This window comes from Amycolatopsis magusensis (assembly GCF_017875555.1).
Lineage (GTDB): Bacteria > Actinomycetota > Actinomycetes > Mycobacteriales > Pseudonocardiaceae > Amycolatopsis > Amycolatopsis magusensis.
In genome coordinates, this window is record NZ_JAGGMS010000001.1 from 4,514,511 (window position 1) to 4,528,574 (window position 14,064).

16 protein-coding genes are annotated in these 14,064 nt (G+C 72.0%); 10 read left to right on the forward strand and 6 right to left on the reverse strand.

Annotated features, from left to right (window positions below; genetic code table 11):
- Positions 1-6: 6 nt before the first annotated feature.
- The 4 genes from JOM49_RS20280 to JOM49_RS20295 are packed head-to-tail and all read left to right on the forward strand — an operon-like array spanning position 7 to position 3,948.
- Positions 7-903 (forward strand): polysaccharide deacetylase family protein, encoded by an 897-nt coding sequence (locus JOM49_RS20280; RefSeq protein ID WP_209665838.1) that lies wholly within the window; start codon positions 7-9, stop codon positions 901-903.
- Positions 900-2,183, forward strand: a complete 1,284-nt coding sequence (locus tag JOM49_RS20285; protein WP_209665839.1) for an MFS transporter — start codon at positions 900-902, stop codon at positions 2,181-2,183. The genes JOM49_RS20280 and JOM49_RS20285 overlap by 4 nt, the downstream gene beginning before the upstream one ends.
- Positions 2,183-2,932 carry an SDR family NAD(P)-dependent oxidoreductase gene (locus JOM49_RS20290; RefSeq protein ID WP_245369389.1) on the forward strand — a complete coding sequence of 250 codons (750 nt, stop codon included), beginning with the start codon at positions 2,183-2,185 and terminating at the stop codon, positions 2,930-2,932. The genes JOM49_RS20285 and JOM49_RS20290 overlap by 1 nt, the downstream gene beginning before the upstream one ends.
- Positions 2,929-3,948 (forward strand): ketopantoate reductase family protein, encoded by a 1,020-nt coding sequence (locus JOM49_RS20295; protein WP_209665840.1) that lies wholly within the window; start codon positions 2,929-2,931, stop codon positions 3,946-3,948. Before JOM49_RS20290 ends, JOM49_RS20295 begins: the two co-directional genes overlap by 4 nt.
- A gap of 311 nt (positions 3,949-4,259) precedes the next feature.
- Here JOM49_RS20295 and JOM49_RS20300 read toward each other — a convergent pair whose 3' ends face one another.
- The gene (locus JOM49_RS20300; protein ID WP_209665841.1) at positions 4,260-4,850 is read right to left on the reverse strand and encodes a TetR/AcrR family transcriptional regulator; all 591 of its coding nucleotides are present in this window, start codon (positions 4,848-4,850) and stop codon (positions 4,260-4,262) included.
- A 64-nt stretch (positions 4,851-4,914) separates the two neighbouring features.
- On the opposite strand from JOM49_RS20300, the gene JOM49_RS20305 reads away from it, so the two are divergent.
- The gene (locus JOM49_RS20305) at positions 4,915-5,817 is read left to right on the forward strand and encodes an NAD(P)-dependent oxidoreductase (protein WP_245370651.1); all 903 of its coding nucleotides are present in this window, start codon (positions 4,915-4,917) and stop codon (positions 5,815-5,817) included.
- On the opposite strand, the gene JOM49_RS20310 is transcribed toward JOM49_RS20305, so the two are convergent.
- Positions 5,784-6,074, reverse strand: coding sequence for a hypothetical protein (locus JOM49_RS20310; protein ID WP_209665843.1), 291 nt, complete (start codon positions 6,072-6,074; stop codon positions 5,784-5,786). The genes JOM49_RS20305 and JOM49_RS20310 overlap by 34 nt on opposite strands.
- Before the next feature lie 253 nt (positions 6,075-6,327).
- On the reverse strand, positions 6,328-7,314 hold the full coding sequence (locus JOM49_RS20315) for a LacI family DNA-binding transcriptional regulator (RefSeq protein ID WP_209665844.1): 987 nt from the start codon (positions 7,312-7,314) through the stop codon (positions 6,328-6,330).
- 88 nt (positions 7,315-7,402) lie between these two features.
- Between JOM49_RS20315 and JOM49_RS20320 the strand changes: the two genes are divergently transcribed.
- The 5 genes from JOM49_RS20320 to JOM49_RS20340 all read left to right on the forward strand — a co-directional run bounded on the left by JOM49_RS20320 (position 7,403) and on the right by JOM49_RS20340 (position 12,259).
- Positions 7,403-8,221, forward strand: a complete 819-nt coding sequence (locus tag JOM49_RS20320; RefSeq protein ID WP_245369390.1) for a phytanoyl-CoA dioxygenase family protein — start codon at positions 7,403-7,405, stop codon at positions 8,219-8,221.
- Between the two features lie 46 nt (positions 8,222-8,267).
- The gene (locus JOM49_RS20325; RefSeq protein WP_209665846.1) at positions 8,268-10,049 is read left to right on the forward strand and encodes a bifunctional serine/threonine-protein kinase/glutamate ABC transporter substrate-binding protein; all 1,782 of its coding nucleotides are present in this window, start codon (positions 8,268-8,270) and stop codon (positions 10,047-10,049) included.
- 85 nt (positions 10,050-10,134) lie between these two features.
- Positions 10,135-11,010: an NAD-dependent protein deacetylase gene (locus tag JOM49_RS20330; protein WP_209665847.1), complete on the forward strand. Its 876-nt coding sequence runs from the start codon at positions 10,135-10,137 to the stop codon at positions 11,008-11,010.
- Between the two features lie 76 nt (positions 11,011-11,086).
- Positions 11,087-11,965 carry a sigma-70 family RNA polymerase sigma factor gene (locus tag JOM49_RS20335; protein ID WP_443626077.1) on the forward strand — a complete coding sequence of 293 codons (879 nt, stop codon included), beginning with the start codon at positions 11,087-11,089 and terminating at the stop codon, positions 11,963-11,965.
- Positions 11,966-11,968: 3 nt separating this feature from the next.
- Complete coding sequence (locus JOM49_RS20340) at positions 11,969-12,259, forward strand: nuclear transport factor 2 family protein (RefSeq protein WP_209665848.1); 291 nt, start codon at positions 11,969-11,971, stop codon at positions 12,257-12,259.
- A gap of 2 nt (positions 12,260-12,261) precedes the next feature.
- Here JOM49_RS20340 and JOM49_RS20345 read toward each other — a convergent pair whose 3' ends face one another.
- The 3 genes from JOM49_RS20345 to JOM49_RS20355 are packed head-to-tail and all read right to left on the reverse strand — an operon-like array spanning position 12,262 to position 14,010.
- Positions 12,262-12,408: a hypothetical protein gene (locus JOM49_RS20345; RefSeq protein ID WP_209665849.1), complete on the reverse strand. Its 147-nt coding sequence runs from the start codon at positions 12,406-12,408 to the stop codon at positions 12,262-12,264.
- A 4-nt stretch (positions 12,409-12,412) separates the two neighbouring features.
- Positions 12,413-13,675, reverse strand: a complete 1,263-nt coding sequence (locus JOM49_RS20350; RefSeq protein ID WP_308158802.1) for a hypothetical protein — start codon at positions 13,673-13,675, stop codon at positions 12,413-12,415.
- Complete coding sequence (locus JOM49_RS20355; RefSeq protein WP_209665850.1) at positions 13,672-14,010, reverse strand: cupredoxin domain-containing protein; 339 nt, start codon at positions 14,008-14,010, stop codon at positions 13,672-13,674. The genes JOM49_RS20350 and JOM49_RS20355 overlap by 4 nt, the downstream gene beginning before the upstream one ends.
- Positions 14,011-14,064: the final 54 nt, after the last annotated feature.

The following is a 14,064-nucleotide window of genomic DNA, read 5'->3' on the forward strand; positions in this document are numbered from 1 at the left end:
GGAAGCATGGACACCCAGCCCTGGCAGTGGCCGGAGCAGACCTGGCGCGGCCACGTCGAAGCGGTGCGCGCCGGAAGGCGCCTCGTACCGCAGACGTGGCCGGGTGGCGCACGGGCCGCGGTCGCGCTCTCGTTCGACTCCGACCACGAGACGATCCCGTTGCGGGACGGGGAAACCAGCCCGGGACGGCTGGCGCAGGGGGAGTACGGCGCCCGCGTCGGCGCCGGGCGCGTGCTGGAACTGCTGGCCGAGCACGGCATCCCGGCCACCTTCTTCATGCCCGCGGTCTCGGCACTGCTGCACCCGGCCGAGGCCAAGGACTACGCGAACGGCCCGCACGAGATCGGCGTGCACGGCTGGATCCACGAGCGGAACGCACTGCTGTCCGAAGAGGACGAACTCGACCTGACCCGCCGGTCGCTGGACACCCTCGCCGAGCTGACCGGTATGCGCCCGACCGGCATCCGCACCCCGTCGTGGGACTTCTCTTCGTCCACTCTGGACATCATCAGGGAGCTCGGCTTCGCCTACGACTCCTCGCTGATGGCCGACGACGAGCCGTACGAGATCGTCGCCGGTGGCGAGCCGACCGGCCTGGTGGAGATCCCGGTCGACTGGATCAGGGACGACGCGCCCTACTTCACCATGGACCGCTTCGGCTCGGTGCGGCCCTACACCCGCCCGCGCGACGTGCTGGAGATCTGGATCGACGAGTTCGACGCGGCCTACCGCGCGGGCGGGGTGTTCCAGCTGACCCTGCACCCGCACGTGATCGGCCACCGCTCACGCCTGGTCGTGCTGCGGGAGCTGATCGACCACATCCGCGGCCACCGCGACGTCTGGTTCACCACGCACGCCGGCCTCGCCGCCGCCGTGCGCGAAACCCCCGGAGGCACCGCATGACCACCGTGAACCCGACGGGCACGAAGCTGAGCCCCCGGCAGCGCAAGGCGATCGTCGCCGGCACCATCGGCAACACGGTCGAATGGGTGGACTGGGCGCTGTACTCGATCTTCGCCAAGATCATCTCGGTCGAGTTCTTCCCCGGCGGCGACGAGACCGTGGCGCTGCTGTCGACGCTGGCGGTCTTCGCGGTCGGGTTCGTGATGCGCCCGGTCGGCGCCGCGGTGCTCGGTGCCTACGCCGACCGGCACGGCCGCAAGAAGGGCCTGACGCTGACCGTCGGGCTGATGGCCGGTGCCTCGTTCATCATCGCGCTCACCCCGAACTACGGCATGATCGGCGTGCTCGCGCCGGTCATCCTGCTGATCGCCCGGCTGCTGCAGGGTTTCTCCGCGGGCGGCGAATTCGGTTCCTCGTCGGCGTTCCTGGTCGAATCGGCGGCCCGCGGCCGCCGGGCGTTCGCCGGGTCGTGGCAGCAGGTGTCGGTCGGCGGCGGGGTGCTGATCGCCTCGCTGCTCGGCACCATCGCGACGTCCACATTGGACGAGCAGGACCTGCACGGCTGGGGCTGGCGGGTGGCCTTCGTGCTCGGCGGGCTGCTCGGCCTGGTCGGGCTGTGGCTGCGGATCTCGGTGGAGGAAACCGATTCGTTCACCAACACCGCGGGGCGCCGCCGCGTCAACCCGCTCAAGGCGATGTTCACCGAGCACCCCGGTGCCGCGCTGCGGGTCGCCGGCATCACCATCGCCGGCACCCTGACCTACTACATCTGGGTCAACTACCTGCCCACCTACGCCAACATCACCACCGGCATCCCGCTGTCGCAGGCCCTGCTCTCGCAGACGCTGTGCCTGGTCGTGTTCGTGGTGCTGCTGCCCTTCGCCGGGCTGGTGTCGGACCGGTTCGGCCGCAAGCTCACGCTCGGCGTGTTCGCCGGTGGTTTCGTGGTGCTGGCGTGGCCGATGCTGCACCTGCTGGACAACAGCTTCCTCAGCGTGTTCCTGGTGCAGCTGACCGGGATGCTGTTCCTGCTCGGGTATTCGGCCAACTGCGCGGTGATCATGGCCGAGCAGTTCCCGCCGGAGGTGCGGGCCACCGGCATCGCCCTGCCGTACGCGCTGGCGGTCGCGGTGTTCGGCGGGACCGCGCCGTACGTGACCACCTGGCTCAACGAAATCGGCCACCGCGACCTGCTGTGGCTCTACGTCTCCGGGTCGGCGCTGATCTCGCTGGTGGTCTACCTGACCATGCCGGAGACCAAGGACAAGGAGTTCGACTGATGCACGTGCTGGTCACCGGCGCGGCCAGGGGGATCGGGCGGGCGATCGCCGAGGAGTTCGCGGGCGCCACGCTCAGCCTCGCCGACCTGGACGGCTCACTCATCCCGGAGTCGCTCGGGTTCGCCATCACCGCCGACCTGACCGGGCCGGCCGCGCCCGAGGAGGTCGTCGACCGGGCGTGGCAGCGCAACGGGCCGATCGACGTGCTGGTGAACGCGGCCGGGCGGTACCCGTCGCTGGACATGATCGACGTGGACGCGGCGGCGTGGGACGAGTTGTTCGCGCTCAACCTCCGCGCCCCGGTACTGGCCACGGCCGCGTTCGCGCGCCGGTCCGCCGGGCGTGGCGGCTCGGTGGTGAACATCTCGTCCGGCGCGGCACTGCGGGCCCGGCCCGGCGGCGGGCCGTATGCCAGCTCGAAGGCCGCGCTGGAAATGGCCACCCGCGCGGCGGCGCTCGAACTCGGGCCGCTCGGCATCCGGGTCAACGCGGTGAGCCCCGGTTTCGTGGCCGTCGACAGCGATCGGAACCCGGTGGCGCCGGACTACGCGGCGGCGGTCTCGGGCAACCCGCTCGGCCGCCCCGGCACGCCCGCGGACGTCGCCCGCGCGGTCCGCTGGATCGCCGGTGAGGACGCTTCGTGGATCACCGGGGAGATCCTGCGCGTGGACGGCGGTTCGAGCGCCGGTGCCGCGCACCTGCCCCGGCTGTGGCCACCCCAGTCCGTCCAGAAAGGACAGAACGCATGACCCGTGCTTCGTACGCGGTGGTCGGCGGCGGTGCGATCGGTGGCACCCTCGCCTTCCACCTGGCCAAGGCCGGGCACCCGGTCACCGTGGTGGACGCCGACGCCGAACACGTGGCGGCGATCCGCGACGACGGGCTGACCATCGAACGCGACGGCGTCCGCGAACGGGTCGCGGTCGAGGCCGCGACGCCCGATGAATTCGACGGGCCGCTCGAGCGGGTGCTGCTCGCGGTGAAGGCGCAGGCCACCGAGAGCGCCGCCGACTGGATCGCGCCGCGACTGGCCGAAGACGGTTACGTGGTGTCGATCCAGAACGGGTTCAACGAGTCGTTGTTGGCGGAGCGGATCGGCTGGCCGCGGACGGTGGCCGCCTTCGTCAACATCTTCGCCGATCGTCTCGAACCCGGGGTCATCGCCGACGGTGGTGCCGGGGCGCTGGTGCTCGGGGAGCCGGGCGGGCAACCGGTGTCGCCGCGGGTGTCTTCGCTGGTCGACGACCTGCGCGCGTGGGGACCGGCCCAGGCCAGCGACAACGTCGAAGGCTTCCTGTGGGCCAAGGCGGGCTTCGGCGCGATGCTCGCCGCGACAGCCTTGGCCGACGACGCCATGGCCGACCTCATCGACCGCCACCACCCGGCGATCCACGCACTCGGCGAGGAGGTCTTCGACGTGGCGAGCGGGCTCGAGATCCGGCTGGAGGCGTTCGACGCCTTCACCCCGCACGCTTTCGTCCGCGGTGCCGACCCCACCGCACGGGCCGCGGCGACCGACCACCTGACCGCCTGGCTGCGCACCCAGCCGAAGACCCGCAGCGGCATCTGGCGCGACCTCGCCGTCCGGCGGCGACAGGTGGAGGTCACCACCCACTACGCCACGGTACTGGCCGAAGCGACCCGCCTGAACGTGGCGACGCCGGTACTGCGTGCCGTCCTGGACAACCTGCGCGACCTGGAACACGACCCCGCAGGCATGTCCGAAACCCGCCTGACCACCCTGGACACCCTCGCCCTCTCCTGACCGGACAGCTCGAATGCCAGGAGTGGGGCATTACTTGCGTTGAACGCTGGGAATGCCCCATTCACAGCATTGGTGCGGCCTTCCCAACTTGGCTCACCCGAGCGCGAATGTGAGTTTCGGCTTCCCGAATGCGAGGTTCGGCCTCCTGAACGTGGAACTCGGCTTCCTGAGTGTGAAGTTCGGCTGCCTGAGTGTGGGACTCGCCCGGGATGCGGCGGGCTCGGCGAGTCGCACGTTCGTGCAGCCGAGTCGCACGTTCAGGAAGCCGAGTTCCACATTCCCGCAGCTGAGTTGCACACTCGGCGCGCGCTTCACGAGGGAGCTTGGGCACCGGGCTGGTCGAACAAGGGGGAGAGTTCGGTGACCACTGTGGTCAGGGGGGTGACGTCCTGCCGGATGCGGGCGGCCATGATGGCGCCTTCCAGGGTGCTGATCATCAGGGTGGCCAGGCGGCGGGCCCGGCGCGCGGGCAGGTCCATCCGGGTCAGCTGGTCCGCGACCGCTTGTTCCCATCGTTCCAGCGCCACCCGCAGTTGCCCGGTGACGGCCGAGTCGCTGCCTGCGAGGTCGGCGGCGGTCGCCATCACCGGGCAGCCCCGTTCGAAGCCGCGCCGGGTGAATTCGTCCTTCCACTGCTTGACCAGGTGGGCGAACAGCCCCGCCGGAGTCGGCTTGCGCGCCGAATAGGCGGCGGCGTGCGAAGCGGCGAACTCCGCCGACCACAGCAGCGCTTCGCCGACCAGCTGGTCCTTGCCGCCGGGGAAGTAGTGCTGGAACGAACCCCGTGGCGCGCCCGCGTGCTCGACCACGTCACGCACCCCGGTCCCGGCCACCCCGCGGGCCCGCACCAGTTGCGCCGCGCTGTAGACCATGCGTTCACGTGGCGGGCGCTGTCCGGCCATCCCTCTTCCCACCTTCCATGACACCTGTCATAGTTCATGACACTCGTCATAGTACAGGGGAGGTCTGGTGGAATCGGGATTTCTCGGGCTCGGCGTGATGGGGCAGCCGATGGCGCTCAACCTGGCCCGCGCGGGCACGCCGCTCGCGGTCTGGAACCGGACGGCCGGGCGGGCGGATCCGCTGCGGGCGGCCGGAGCGTCCGTGCTCCCGGACGCCGCGGCGGTGTTCGAGCGGGCGGAGGTGGTGTTCCTCATGCTGGCCAACGGGAACGCCGCCGACGCGGTGCTGCGCCGGGGCACGCCGGACTTCGCCGCGATGGTCGCGGACCGCGTCGTGGTGCACATGGGCACCACCTCGCCGGAGTACTCGCGCGGCCTCGAAGCGGACGTCCGCGCGGCCGGTGGCGCCTACGCCGAGGCGCCGGTCTCCGGCTCGCGCAAGCCCGCCGAGGCCGGGCAGTTGGTGGCGATGCTGGCCGGTGAGGTCGACGCGACCAAGCGCGTCCGGCCCTTGCTGGCGCCGATGTGCCACGAGGTGGTCCACTGCGGGGCCGCGCCGAACGGCATGCTGATGAAGCTCTCGGTCAACCTGTTCCTGATCACCATGGTCACCGGTCTGGCCGAGGCGCTGCACTTCGCCGACCGCCAGGGTGTCGACCTGCCCGCCCTGCTCGGCGTGCTCGACGCCGGGCCGATGGCGAGCGCGGTCTCACGGCTCAAGGCCCGCAAGCTCGCCGACCGCGATTTCGAGGTGCAGGCCGCGGTGTCCGACGTGCTCTACAACAACGAGCTGATCGCCGCGGCCGCGCGGTCGGCGGGCATCGCCTCACCGCTGCTGGACGTCTGCCTCGAACTGTTCGGTGAGACCGAGGGACTGGGCCTCGGCGCCACCGACATGGCCGCGGTCGTGCGGGCCATCGAACAGCGGACGGGTCAGAGCCGCTCCACCGCTTCCTTCGCCTCCTGAAGACTCGCGCCGGTTCGTTCGCGGTAGGCCTTGATCGCCAGGATCTTCCTGCCCTCGGCCAGGTGCGCCCGCACCTCGGCGAAATCGGGTTCGGGCAGCGTGATCCCGTGGTGGGCGAGCACCGCGTCCAGCTTCTCCTCGACCCGCGCGAGCCGCCGGTCGAGCTTGCCGGCGCGGCGTTCCATCGCGCTCGCGCTCAGGGTGACCGCCGCGAGCACGATCAGCACGCCCGCCAGGAGGAAGAGTCCGTAGTCCACTGCCCGGACCCTAGTCCACGCGCCCGGCCGCCGCGTCGATCTCGGCCATGTGTTCTTCGGCCCACTCCCGCAGGGCGGCCAGCGGCACTTCGAGCGACCGCCCTCCACCCGCCGCGTCACCAGACCGTCGTCGGCCAGCGAGCGCAGGGTGACCGACAGCTCTTCTGCGAGACGCCGGGCATGCGCCGCTGCAGTTCGGGGAACCGCAGTTCGCCCGGAGCCGCCTCGGCCAGCAGCTGCTCCCGTTCCTGCGCTAACCGCTGCCGCGGACGATCAGTTCGTGCGGGGCGACGATCGCCCGCGGTGCCTTGGACTCCTCGGTCAGGCAGTCGAGCGCCAGTTCGGCGATCGCGTTCTTGTCCGGGGAGATCGTGGTCAGCGCGGGCACGCTGAACCGGCCGTCTTCGATGTCGTCGAACCCGGCGAGCGCGAGGTCCTCGGGCACCGCGACCCCGCGGTCGGCTGCCGCTCGCAGGGCGCCGAGCGCGAGTTCGTCGGTGAAGCAGAAGACCGCGTCCGGCGGCTCGGCGAGGTCGAGCAGGCCGAGCATGGCGCGGTGGCCGTCGGCGCGGTGCAGCGTCTCGACCGGCACCTCCAGCTCCGGCACGGGGGTCAGCCCGGCGGCCACCAGCGCCTCGCGGTACCCCAGCAGACGGCGGCGCGCGGTCGCGTTGGCGACGTGCGGCTGCAGGCCCAGCGCGGCGACCCGGCGGCGGCCCGAAGACAGCAGGTGCGCGGTCGCGGCGCGGGCGGCCGCGACGTTGTCGATGGCCACGTGGTCGACCGCGGCGGTGCTGTCGTGCTCGCCGAGCAGCACCAGCGGAACGGTGTCCGTGCGGGCGGCGAGCTCGTCGGGGGAGACCGCCCACGGGTTGAACAGCACGCCGTCGACCAGCTGCGTGCGCTCGCCGTGCAGCAATCGGCGCTCCCGCTCGGCGTCGCCGTCGGTCTGGTCGATCAGCACGGTCAGGCCGCGGGCCTCGGCGATGCGCACGGTGCGCGCGGCCAGTTCGGCGAAGTACGGCGAGTCGACCTCGGGGATCACCAGCGCCACCAGGCCGGTCCGCCCGCGCCGCAGCGAGCGCGCGGCCATGTTGGGCCGGTAGCCGAGTTCGTCGATGCTGGCCTGCACGCGGGCCCTGGTGTCGTCGGCGACGTAGCGGAAGCCGTTGACCACGTTGGACACCGTGCGCACCGAGACCCCGGCGTGCTCGGCCACTTCACGCAGGCTCGCGCCCATGCCACCTCCCGGGGAACTCGCTCCAGCCTACCTCTTGCAACGTTGCATGCCACGTTGCAAACTGGGCGACACACCGAAGGAGGTCCCGATGGACGAAGCGCGACTGGCCGCGGCCACCACCCGGATCGAGCAGGACGGCATCGTCGGGCTGCCCGGCGCCTTCGAGCGGTCCTGGGTGGAGAGGCTGGGCGAGGACGTCGACGCCGCCTTCACCGAGGCGCTGGCCCGCGAGGGCGGGGCGGTCGGCCGCGGCCCGAACCGCTACTACGTGGAAATCCACCCCGAGCAACTGCGCGGCTTCACCGAACTGGCCACGCACCCGTGGATCGACGCGGTGTGCGCGGCGGTGCTCGGCCCGGACTACCAGATCGTCGAGGTGGGCTTCGACGTGCCGCTCGCGGGCGCGGTCGACCAGCCGTGGCACCGGGACTTCCCGATGCCGCAGGAAACCAAAGAGACCGGCAGGCTCACTTCGCTCGCCATCAACGTGACCACTGTGGACACCGAAGAGGACATGGGGCCCTTCGAGATCGCGCCGGGCACGCACCGCGAGCCGGGCGAGGAGTTCGAGCACGGCATGTTCCCGCCCCAGGAGAACTACCCGCGCTACCGCTCGCTCGCCGCGCGGAAGTACCCGAAGATGGGCGACATCTCCATCCGCTCCGCGCTCACCGTCCACCGGGGAACGGCGAACGTCTCGCGCAAGTCGCGGCCGGTGCTGGTGCTCGGGGTGGACGCGCCGGGCGCGGGCAACGACGAACGCCACGACACCGCGGTGACCAAGGGATTCTGGGAGACGCTGCCGGAATCGCTGCGGCGGCACCTGCACTGCCCCGTGGTGGACCGCCTCCAGCCGATCACCCAGAAGCACACCATCGAAGGCCTGGTGATGGGCGCGGCCGACTGAACCGAACCGCCCCGGGGCGCCGGGCCGGTTCGGTAAGTTGACCCGCATGTCCGACGAGCAGCTCGTGGCCGGTCGCTACCGGCTCGGCCACGCCCTCGGTGAGGGTGGCATGGGCGTGGTCTGGCGCGCCAGGGACGAACTGCTCGACCGCGAGGTGGCGCTCAAGGAACTGCGGCACACCACCCCGTTCGACCCGGCGGCGCCGGACCCGGCCTACCAGCGGATGCTGCGCGAGGCGATGACCGCCGCGCAGCTGCGCCACCCCGGCATCATCACCGTGCACGACGTGGTGATCGACCGCGACCGCCCGTGGATCGTGATGGAGCTGGTCGAGGGCCCGTCGGTGGCGCAGTTGGTGGCCGAGCGCGGGCCGCTGCCCCAGTGGCAGGCCGCCGCGATCGGACGGCAGGTCGCGGTGGCGCTGGCGGCCGCGCACGCACGCGGCATCGTGCACCGGGACGTCAAACCGGCGAACATCCTGCTCGACGGCGACCGCGCGGTGCTCACCGACTTCGGCATCGCGGCGATGTCCGGCGCCACCGCGCTCACCGGCACCGGGCAGCTGATCGGCTCGCCGCAGTTCATGGCGCCGGAACGGATCAACGGCCAGGTGGCGGGCCCGCCGAGCGATCTGTGGTCGCTCGGCATCACGCTGTACTTCGCGGTCAGCGGGCGGTCCCCGTTCGACGGCGAGGACATCCAGTCCGCCTTCGCCGCCGTGCTGACGCGGGAACCCGTGCCGCTGCCGCACGTGCCCGCGCTGTGGCCGGTGATCGCCGCGCTGCTGCGGAAGAACCCGGCCGACCGCCCGGTGGGCGCGCAGGCGATCGCCCTGCTCAGCGCGCCGCCACCGGCTCACCCGGCCGAAACGGTGGCGATACCGCGGGCACCGCGGCGCGCCGGCCGGCTGGCGGTGGTCCTCGGCGTGGTCGTGCTGCTGCTGGTGACCGGTGGCCTGGTGATCTGGTGGCAGCAGCGCGGGGAGCAGTCGCAGGCGCAGACCCCGTCCGCGTCGGAGTCGGCGCCGGTGTCGTCGCCATCGGTGTCCCCGGCGCAGGTGGCCGAAGTCGACGGATCGCCGACGGTGGACCGGATCCAGGCACGCGGCACGGTGCTCATCGGCGTCAAGAACGATCAGCCGGGGCTCGGCCTGCAGAGCCCGGTCGACGGCACCTACGCCGGTTTCGACATCGAGATCGCCCGCATCCTGGCCAGTGGCCTCGGGCTCGACGAGAGCCGGATCAGCTACCAGAACATCACCGCGTCGGTGCGGGAACAGGCGCTGAACGACGGGACCGTGGACCTCTACGTCGGCACGTACGCCATCACCGACTCGCGCAAGCAGCAGGTGGGTTTCGCCGGGCCGTACCTGACCGGGGGCCAGTCACTGCTGGTGCGCCGCGGCGAGGCGGCCATCACCGGCAAGGACACGCTGCGGGGCAAGAAGGTCTGCTCGGTCACCGGCAGCTCCCCGCTGCGGCGGGTGGAGGAACTGGGGCTGACCGAACCGGAGAACGTGGTCGGCGTGTCCAGCTACGCCGAGTGCGTCGACCGCCTGACCGCCGGGCAGGTCGACGCGGTCACCACCGACGACGCGATCCTCAAGGGCTTCGCCGCGGCCGATCCACCGGCGTTGAAGGTGGTCGGCGAGCCGTTCGACACCGTCTCCTACGGCGTGGGCCTGGCGCTGGCGGACAAGCCGCTGCGGGACAAGGTGAACGACCTGCTCCAGGCGGCCCTGGACGACGGCCGGTGGCAGGGCGCCTACGACCGCACCCTCGGCCCGTCCGGCAGCCCCGCCACCCGCCCCGTCCTGGAGCGTTATTGACCCCTCGAGTGTGCCGTGAATGTGGCTTTCACGGCCGAATCCGCCGTGAAAGCCACATTCACGGCACCGCCGGTAAGCTGGGATCATGCGCACCCGACCGACGCTGAGCTGGGCGCCCACCGGCGAACCGCCGCCGCGGACCACCAGCCTCGACGAGGTCGTCGACGTGCTCGCCGACCGGGGTGCGCTCGTGCTCAGCGGGGCCGGGCTCTCCACCGAATCCGGCATCCCCGACTACCGCGGCGACGGTGGCAGCCTGCGCCGCCACACGCCGATGACCTACGACGAGTTCACCGGCAGCCCCGCCGGTCGCCGCCGGTACTGGGCGCGCAGCCACCTCGGCTGGCGGACCATCGCCCGTGCCCAGCCCAACGACGGCCACCGCGCGGTCGCTCTGCTGCAGGCCCGCGGCCACTTCTCCGGCGTGATCACGCAGAACGTCGACGGGCTGCACCAGGCCGCGGGCGCGCAGGACGTGGTGGAACTGCACGGCAGCCTCGACCGGGTGATCTGCCTGGACTGCCGCCGCACCAGCCCGCGCGAGGAGCTGGACCGGCGGCTGCGGGCGGCGAACCCGGACTTCGGCGGCGAGGCCACCCGGATCAACCCGGACGGCGACGTCGAACTGGCCGACGAGGACGTGCGCGGGTTCGAACTGGTCGCCTGCGCGGACTGCGGGTCCGGCGTGCTCAAACCGGACGTGGTGTTCTTCGGCGAGAACGTGCCCAAACCGCGCGTGGAGCACTGCTACCGACTGGTCGACGAAGCCGGGGCGCTGGTGGTCCTGGGTTCCTCGCTGACGGTCATGTCCGGCCTGCGGTTCGTCCGGCACGCGGCGAAGGCGGGCAAGCCGGTGCTCATCGTCAACCTCGGCCGGACCCGCGGCGACCAGTACGCGAACGTGCGCGTCGACCGCCCGCTCGGCCAGGCCCTCACCGAACTCGCTGCCCGGCTCGGCTGAATCCAGCCCCTCTGTCACATCGGGGCGGCCCGCGGGGTCGACTCGACGACGCCCGGCGAGGAAGGACAGTGACACGGTGGAGACGGTGACGGAGCGCGACCGGCTGGCGGCCGAGTTCGAGCAGCAGCGCCCCAGGCTGCGCGGGGTGGCCTTCCGGATGCTCGGCTCGCTCAGCGAGGCCGATGACGCCGTGCAGGAGGCGTGGCTGCGGCTGAACCGCACCGGCGGCGAGGAGATCGACAACCTGGCCGCCTGGCTGACCACCGTGGTCGCCCGCGTGTGCCTGAACCTGCTGCGCTCACGCGACAACCGGCGCGAGGAGCCGCTGGACGCGGCCGAGGTCAAGGAGACCGTCGCGGATCCGGCCGAGGAGGCGATGCTGGCGGACTCGGTCGGCGTGGCGCTGCTCGTCGTGCTGGACACGCTGAACCCGGCCGAACGCCTCGCCTTCGTGCTGCACGACCTGTTCGCCGTGCCCTTCGAGGAGATCGGCACGTTGCTCGAGCGGTCACCGGCCGCGGCGAGGCAGCTCGCCAGCCGGGCCCGCCGCCGGGTGCGGGGCGCCGATGCGGCACCCGCCGACCTGGCGCGGCGCCGCGAGGTGGTCGACGCCTTCCTGGCCGCGTCCCGCGCCGGCGACTTCGGTGCGCTGGTCGCGCTGCTGGATCCGAACGTGGTGTTGCGCGCGGATTCCGCGGCCGGCCCGAGCCCGCACCCGCTGGTGCTCCGCGGGGCCGCCGCGGTGGGCAAGGGCGCGATCGCGGCAGGCGCGGCCCGTTCGGCGTTCGCCGGCCCGGCACTGGTGAACGGCTCGCCGGGGGTGGTGCTGGCGCCGCGGGGCCGGCTCTTCCTGGCGCTCGCGTTCACCGTCCACAATGGCCTGATCGCCGGGATCGAGGTGATCGCCGCGCCGGACCGGGTCCGCGAACTGCGGATCTCCGTGCTCGGCGATTGACCGGTGGAACACGCGCAGCAGCACGAACTTGTCGACGAGTTCGTCGGCCTGTTCCGGGCCGGCGCCATCTGGACCACCGGCGGCGGCAGGCGGTTGTTCGGCCGGGACGAGATCGCGGCGTTCACGCGCCAGGTGCTGCCCGGCGGGATGAAGGGGCTCAGGCGCACGATGGACTCGAACACCGACGGGGTGCCGCGCGAGGACGAGGGTGAGGGCACGCCGTTGTTCGTCATGTCCCGAGAGGACGGGCAGTGGCGGCCGGCGGCCTGCCAGAACACCACCGTCCTCGGCTGAAGTCAGGGACCCGGCGGCTCGTCGTCACCGTCTTCGGGTGGTGGCACCTGCCGCCGGGCGAGCACGACCAGCAGCACGATGATCGCCACGGGACCGGCGAACACCATGATCTCGTCCCAGCCGCCCTGGTGCGCCAGCACCCAGTGCACCCGCTCACCCTCCCGACACCAGGTAGATGCCGATGGCCGTGTACCCGACCATCAGGGCCAGCACCGGGTACTGGCCCGCCTTCACATAGTGCGCCCGTACCACCACGAGCGCACGGTCGTGGGCCGAGACCACGCCGAGCACGTGACCGGCCACGATCCCGGCGATCTGCACCGCGGCGATCACCGCGGGCGAGAGCACGGTGTAGTCCACTGCGCGCAGCAGGCCCTGCTGCCCTTCGAACACGGCGAAGGAGAAGTAGTGCGCGATGGTGTACCCGACCATGATCGGCACCAGCGCGTGGGCGAAGGCGCGGTAGGGCTCGGTGCCCTTGCGCAGGAACGGGCGGGTCAGCCGGATCGCGCCCGCGTAGGCCGCCGAGATCACGCCGATCGCCACCGCCAGGCCCGCCGTGCCGGCCAGCGCGGCGACGACGCCGTCCAGCTCACGGGTGGTGTCGATCCACAGTGGAAGCCGGGTGAGCCCGTCGAACGCGGTGGCGCCGAGCACGACGAGGATGAACGGGGTCAGCCCGGGTGACCGGTCCAGGGTGAGCAGGCCGTCGAGCGGGCTGCGCAGGACCAGCCTGCCGTCGGCGCGCCTGCCGACCGGGGCCAGTGCCGCGATCAGTCCGAAGTAGACCTCGAAGGTGTCGCCGCGGTCGAACCACGCGGGCCCGTACCGCACCCCCGCGGCGACCTGCGCGAGCACGTAGGCGGAGAGGAACACGGCGACCGCGAGCGGGGCGTCGGAATGCGGGAAAACCAGCTCCAGCCACAGGAACGCCAGCATCCCGGCGGTCGCCGCGCCGTAGCCCAGCCGGTCCGGCAGCGGCCTGGTGACCCGCAGCGCGGGCAGCGCCAGGCGCACCGCCGCGGCGAGCGTGCGGGCCGGGTTGACCAGCCGCCACACCGGGCCCAGCAGCAGCGACACCGCGACCAGGCCGACCCAGAACCAGGCGTAGAACCACGCCGGGGCCGGGTTGTCCGCACTGTCCCCGCCGGACCACGCGGTGACCAGCATGACCACCAGCGCGGCCACGCCGAGCACGCGCAACGCGACCCGGGTGACCGGGGAATCGGCGATCTGCTCCCCGGGCAGCGGGCGCCCGGCGTGCTCGCCCTTGAGCCGCGGGCTCTTCCACAACGCGGTCAGCGCGAAGAACGAGACCAGCACCGCCGCGGCACCGGCGTAGAGGGCCAGCCACAGCGGCACCGGCAGGTCGGACCGGCCGCCGAGCCCGTGCGCGAGGAACACTTCGCCGGTCACTGCACCCGCAACTGGGTCAGCGGGCCGGTTTCGTGCAGTTCGACCTCGAAGACCCCGGGCACGTCGGCGGTGAAGGTCAGCGACGCCGGCGCCCCCGGCTCGCACGGCGCGGCCTTGTCGTAGCCGTGGACGTGCAGTTCGTCGGTGGCGTCGCAGGTGACCTCGATGGTCACCGCGGAACCGGTGGTGGCGTCGATCCGGTCGGGACCCTCGGTGCGGCTGCCGCCGGTGACGGCGAAGCGGTGGGTGGCGCCCACCTGCTCCGGCTCCGGGGAACCGCACGCCGTCAGGCACACCACCGCCAGCACCGCCAGACCACGAGCACACCAGCTCACAGGACTTTCCCTCCACCCGGCTCGACTTTACGTGTAACCAACGGTAACATGCTA

Bases quoted from the DNA above. Each gene is read 5' to 3' on its own strand.
- JOM49_RS20300 (WP_209665841.1), bottom strand. From the start codon at position 4,850: ATGGCCGGACAGCGCCCGCCACGTGAACGCATGGTCTACAGCGCGGCG.
- JOM49_RS20280 (WP_209665838.1), top strand. From the start codon at position 7: ATGGACACCCAGCCCTGGCAGTGGCCGGAGCAGACCTGGCGCGGCCAC.
- JOM49_RS20295 (WP_209665840.1), top strand. From the start codon at position 2,929: ATGACCCGTGCTTCGTACGCGGTGGTCGGCGGCGGTGCGATCGGTGGC.
- JOM49_RS20320 (WP_245369390.1), top strand. From the start codon at position 7,403: ATGGACGAAGCGCGACTGGCCGCGGCCACCACCCGGATCGAGCAGGAC.
- JOM49_RS20315 (WP_209665844.1), bottom strand. From the start codon at position 7,314: ATGGGCGCGAGCCTGCGTGAAGTGGCCGAGCACGCCGGGGTCTCGGTG.
- JOM49_RS20330 (WP_209665847.1), top strand. From the start codon at position 10,135: ATGCGCACCCGACCGACGCTGAGCTGGGCGCCCACCGGCGAACCGCCG.
- JOM49_RS20325 (WP_209665846.1), top strand. From the start codon at position 8,268: ATGTCCGACGAGCAGCTCGTGGCCGGTCGCTACCGGCTCGGCCACGCC.
- JOM49_RS20285 (WP_209665839.1), top strand. From the start codon at position 900: ATGACCACCGTGAACCCGACGGGCACGAAGCTGAGCCCCCGGCAGCGC.
- JOM49_RS20290 (WP_245369389.1), top strand. From the start codon at position 2,183: ATGCACGTGCTGGTCACCGGCGCGGCCAGGGGGATCGGGCGGGCGATC.